Below are 4,726 nucleotides of genomic sequence, written 5' to 3'. Positions count from 1 at the left end.
TTCTTAGTAGCCTCTTTCAAAAGGCTCAATCCTTCCTCTCTTTAATCCTTATTTTTCCTTTAACATCCCTCAGGTAATAAAGTTTAGCCCTTCTAACTTTACCTTTTTTCAAGACCTCTACGCTGCTTATAGATGGAGAATGAAACGGAAAGATTCTTTCAACGCCTACTCTATCCGCACCTATTTTCCTAACAGTGAAAGAACGCCCAAGACCAGCGCCTCTTATTTTTATTACTATTCCTTCAAAGGGTTGGATTCTTTCTCTTTTTCTTTCACCTTCTCCTTCCACAACTTTCACGTTGACTCTTACGGTATCACCTGGTCTAATTTCAGGGATATCTTCTTTTTTGTAATTTGTTTCTACTGCATTTATGATTTTGTCCATTTTTTAAACCTCCCAAATATTATTTTTCATAGTGTCTTTAGAAACTTCATTTAGCGCCCCTTCACCCCGCTCCAAAATCTCTTCTACAGAAGAGTCTAGAAATCAAGCAATTTCGCCTATTAATCTATCTAAGGTTATTGCTACCGCTGACCTTACAGAAAGATGATTGAACTCTCCATTAGCTCTAATGGGTTCTAAATCGTAATCAGAAATTTCTCTAATCTCTTCTGGCATTCCCCAACCGGTTCCAAAAAGAATTAAAAAGGGATGGTCAGAATCTTTTATCTTATTCTTTAGATCCTCGAAAGAAACTACATTATTTCTTGCTTTAGCAGATGTAAAAACTATCTTTGGACGTTCTCCTTCATTTTTTTCTATTTCTTCGATAACGTCCTCCAGGTAATTTTTTATTTTAAATATTTCAAGCGCTTCTTTTCTGTTGGGATTAAATTCTCCTCCATATCCGTTGAGCCAGTAATCTAAAACCTTTTCTACAATCTTTCGTTGAGCAGGTAAATTAGTTACTAAGAAATAGTTTTTTACGTTATAAGTTTTACAGGTTCTTGAAATATCGTGAACATCAAAATTTGTAACAGCTGTTGAAACAATACTTCCGTCTTTTTTTAGAATAGGATAGTGAATTAAGGCCACATATAGTTTATCAAACATCTTGGGACTCCTTAAAATCATTAGAGTTTTTGTTAAGCATTTCTTGAATAATCTCTACTAAAATCTTTTTTTCTTCTTCATTTAATTCTTTCTTTATAAATAGATCAGGCCTTTTCAATATCGTTTTTAACAAACTGTCTTTTTTTCTAAAGATTCTAATACGCTCATGATCCCCACTTAACAGAATTTCTGGCACTTGCATTCCTCTAAAATCCCGAGGTTTGGTGTAGTGTGAATGGTCTAAAAGCCCATTGTAAAAAGAATCGTTTTCTACACTTGTTTTTGAACCTACTACTCCGGGCAAAAATCTTAAAAGAGTTTCAATAATAACCATGGTAGGGATTTCGCCGCCAGTTAAAACGTAATCTCCTATTGAAACTTCTTTGTCAACGATCTTTTTAACCCTTTCATCTATTCCTTCGTATCTTCCACAGAAAAAAACTAATTCCTCTTTTTTTGCCAACTCAAAAGCTAAATCGTTATTAAATACTTCGCCTTGTGGAGAAGGTAAAACTATATAAGGTTTATGGTTCTTAGATAGTATGTATTCATCGTAAAAACGATAAAAAGGTTCGGCCAGCATAACCATTCCATTTTCTCCACCGTAACCAGGTTTATCAGTTACTTTGTGTTTATCAGTTGCGTAATCTCTTAGATTGAGTATATCTATTTCAACTAATTCTTTTTCTATAGCCTTTTTGATTACTCCATAGTTTTTAATAATATCAAACATAGTGGGGAAAATAGTCAAAACACTGATTTTAATCCTTTTGATTTGTTCCATTTTCGTACCACTCTATCTTTTTTACTATAATACTTTTATCTTCTTTTTTTAATTCAACAATGTAATGATCTGTCATTGGTATGAGAACTTCTTTATCATCCTCAACATTTTTTATGGAGATAACATCGTTTGCACCTGTTTGAATTATTTCTTCTACCTTTCCAACGTATTCTCCGTCTTCATAGTAAACCTCAGAATCTAAAATCTCATACCAGTAATATTCGTCGCTTTTAAGAGAAGGAAGATCTTTCTTATCGATAAAAACTTCATAACCTATCATTTTTTTAGCTTCGTCCATGTCCTTTATTCCACGTAAGCTTAATACAAAAAATTTGTTTAATGGTTTAACTTGTAATACCTTACTAAAGAAGAAATTTCTGGTTGAGGTGTTGTATAAGAGAACTTCTTCTAAGTTTGTTATCACATCTTTTACATTGGTAAAAGGTACTATTTTTACCTCTCCGTGCACTCCATGGCTATTAACGATTTTTGCTACAGAGATTTTGTTGTCCAAAAGATTGGATAAACTGTTCAATTCACTCACCTAATTACTTTTAAAATAAATTTCTTCTCAGGATCTTTTTTTGCTGCATTTAAAAGAATGTTTATGGATTTAATAGTTCTACCGTCTTTTCCAATTATTTGTCCAACATCTTCAGAATTTGCGTATATTTCAAATATTACGTTTTTTTCTTCATTGGATTCAATGATCTTTATTTCATCTGGATGTTTAACGATGTTGTTCAAAATGTCTAAAAGCAGATTTTTCATTCTTTGACTTTTTCTCCTTCTGTTTCAACAATTTTCTCAGAGTTTTTGGTATTCTTTTCTTTTCTAGCTCTAAATTTTATTTCATCATATCTTTTCATGACACCCATTTTTCTAAGTATTCTTCTTGCTGTGTCTGTGGGTTGAGCACCTTTTAAAAGCCAATCTAAAGCCTTATCTTCGTCGACTTTGTACTGATTTGAGTTATTTAGAGGATCATAGTATCCGATTGATTCTATATATTTTCCACTCCTTTTGTTTCTTGAGTCTACGATAACTATTCTATAAAACGGTTGATGTCGCCTTCCCATCCTGTTCAATCTGATTTTTACCATTAATACACCTCCACATATTTTTAATTATTATTAGTATTTTAAAAAGGTAGATTTTTCATCAGTTTTCTGCCCTTGAGTTTTTTCATTTGCTTCATCGTTTTTTTCAACTGATCGTACGATTTCAAAAGTCTATTGATATCTTGAAGAGTTGTCCCACTTCCCTTTGCTATCCGTTGTTTTCTTGAATAAGTTAGTATTCTAGTGTTTTTACGCTCTTTTGGAGTCATTGAATTAATTATTGCTTCGAATTTTTTTAATTCTTGTTCACCTTTGGTTACATCCACCTGTTCCTTTGGAACGCCAGGAACCATTTCTAAAAGATTACTGAGAGGCCCTAATTTTCTTATTTGTCGAATTTGCTCGAGAAAATCTTTTAAATCGAACTTTCCATCCATAAACCTTTCCGCATCTTCTTCTGCTTTCTTTTTATCTATATCTTTTTCTACTTTCTCTATGAAAGAAAGTACATCTCCCATTCCCAAAATTCTTCCAACATATCTATCTGGGTAAAACTCTTCCAAATCATCTATCTTCTCACCAACACCGACTAACTTGACAGGTTTTCCCGTTATGTACCTTATAGAGATGATGACCCCGCCACGAGAATCACCGTCGAGTTTTGAAACAACAAAACCAGAAAGATCCAATTTATCGTTAAATTCTTTTGCCGAATTGACTGCGTCTTGACCAACCATTGAATCGACGACCATCAAAATTTCATCGGGATTAATTATCTTTTTTATCTTATCTAACTCTTCCATCATTTTTTCATCGATGTGCAAACGACCCGCGGTATCTACAATAACAATATCATGTAAAAGCTTTTCAGCATATTTTTTACTTTCTTCTACAATTTTCAAAGCGTCTACTCTATCACCAGTAAAGACAGGAATACCAATATCCTCACCCAACTGTACAAGTTGATCGATAGCTGCTGGTCTGTAAGTATCAGCAGCAACTAACAAAGGGTTTTTTCCTTTTTTCTTATAAAGATTTGCTAATTTAGCCGCGGTCGTTGTTTTACCGCTTCCTTGTAAACCTGTAAGCATAATAAAACCAGGGTTATGAGAAATAGTAATCTTACTGTTTTCTTTACCGCCCATCAATTCTATTAAATCGTCTCGAACTATTCTGATAAATTCTTGATCAGGGGTTAAGCTTTCAAGAACTTTAGATCCAACCGCTTCTTCCTTAACCCTATCGATCAGTTCTTTAACCACTTTATAATGTACATCCGCTTCCAACAGAGAAAGTTTTACTTCTCTAACAGCGTCTTTTATATTTTTTTCAGATAATTTACCTTTACCTGATAGGTTCTTGAAGACTCCTGTCAACTTTTTTTGTAAATTTTCGAACATTATTTGCTCACCCCATTACTTAATAATCCTTCCTTAGTATACTATAAAAAGAAAGAAATTTGGTAAAAAGTATGAAAAAAGTAAAAGACGAGGTATAATTTAAAGTTACTATTATATTAAATATTTTATAATATAAATAGAAGGACTCTTTTTTTAAGATACATGTCAAACTTCTCTATTCATAAGCATATCACATTATTGTTAACAAATCAATTCACTCTAATTTAAAGAAAAAAACGCTTGATAGATTTCTACTTTTATGTTATAATATTGAAGCAATACGCCTGTAGCTCAATTGGTAGAGCGGCGGTCTCCAAAACCGCAGGTTGGGGGTTCGATTCCCTCCGGGCGTGCCATTTTTTATCTCTTCTCCAAAATAAAAAATGAAAGATTCTCTTTGAAACTTTATAAATAGCGCCCCTTCGCC

The 4,726-nt window shown here is 33.1% G+C and carries 7 protein-coding genes and 1 tRNA gene; 1 reads left to right on the top strand and 7 read right to left on the bottom strand.

Annotation, left to right across the window (positions count from 1 at the left end; translation table 11 throughout):
- Positions 1-25 precede the first annotated feature (25 nt).
- The 7 genes from rplS to ffh all read right to left on the bottom strand — a co-directional run bounded on the left by rplS (position 26) and on the right by ffh (position 4,299).
- Positions 26-385, bottom strand: coding sequence for a 50S ribosomal protein L19 (gene rplS, locus AA81_RS02295; protein ID WP_103076251.1), 360 nt, complete (start codon positions 383-385; stop codon positions 26-28).
- Between the two features lie 102 nt (positions 386-487).
- Positions 488-1,054: an RNA methyltransferase gene (locus AA81_RS02290; RefSeq protein WP_103898063.1), complete on the bottom strand. Its 567-nt coding sequence runs from the start codon at positions 1,052-1,054 to the stop codon at positions 488-490.
- Complete coding sequence (trmD, locus tag AA81_RS02285; protein ID WP_103898062.1) at positions 1,047-1,838, bottom strand: tRNA (guanosine(37)-N1)-methyltransferase TrmD; 792 nt, start codon at positions 1,836-1,838, stop codon at positions 1,047-1,049. The genes AA81_RS02290 and trmD overlap by 8 nt, the downstream gene beginning before the upstream one ends.
- Positions 1,816-2,382, bottom strand: a complete 567-nt coding sequence (rimM, locus tag AA81_RS02280; RefSeq protein WP_103898061.1) for a ribosome maturation factor RimM — start codon at positions 2,380-2,382, stop codon at positions 1,816-1,818. Before rimM ends, trmD begins: the two co-directional genes overlap by 23 nt.
- Entirely contained in the window at positions 2,379-2,609 is a 231-nt protein-coding gene (locus tag AA81_RS02275; RefSeq protein ID WP_103076246.1) for a KH domain-containing protein, read from the bottom strand. The genes rimM and AA81_RS02275 overlap by 4 nt, the downstream gene beginning before the upstream one ends.
- The gene (gene rpsP, locus AA81_RS02270) at positions 2,606-2,941 is read right to left on the bottom strand and encodes a 30S ribosomal protein S16 (RefSeq protein WP_103076245.1); all 336 of its coding nucleotides are present in this window, start codon (positions 2,939-2,941) and stop codon (positions 2,606-2,608) included. The genes AA81_RS02275 and rpsP overlap by 4 nt, the downstream gene beginning before the upstream one ends.
- A gap of 38 nt (positions 2,942-2,979) precedes the next feature.
- On the bottom strand, positions 2,980-4,299 hold the full coding sequence (ffh, locus tag AA81_RS02265) for a signal recognition particle protein (protein ID WP_103076244.1): 1,320 nt from the start codon (positions 4,297-4,299) through the stop codon (positions 2,980-2,982).
- A gap of 280 nt (positions 4,300-4,579) precedes the next feature.
- On the opposite strand from ffh, the gene AA81_RS02260 reads away from it, so the two are divergent.
- Positions 4,580-4,655, top strand: a tRNA-Trp gene (locus AA81_RS02260).
- The last annotated feature ends 71 nt before the right edge of the window (positions 4,656-4,726 follow it).

Source organism: Petrotoga halophila DSM 16923 (assembly GCF_002924615.1).
The sequence above is the reverse complement of the archived record's forward strand: the minus strand, read 5'-3'. Positions and strand labels throughout refer to the sequence as shown.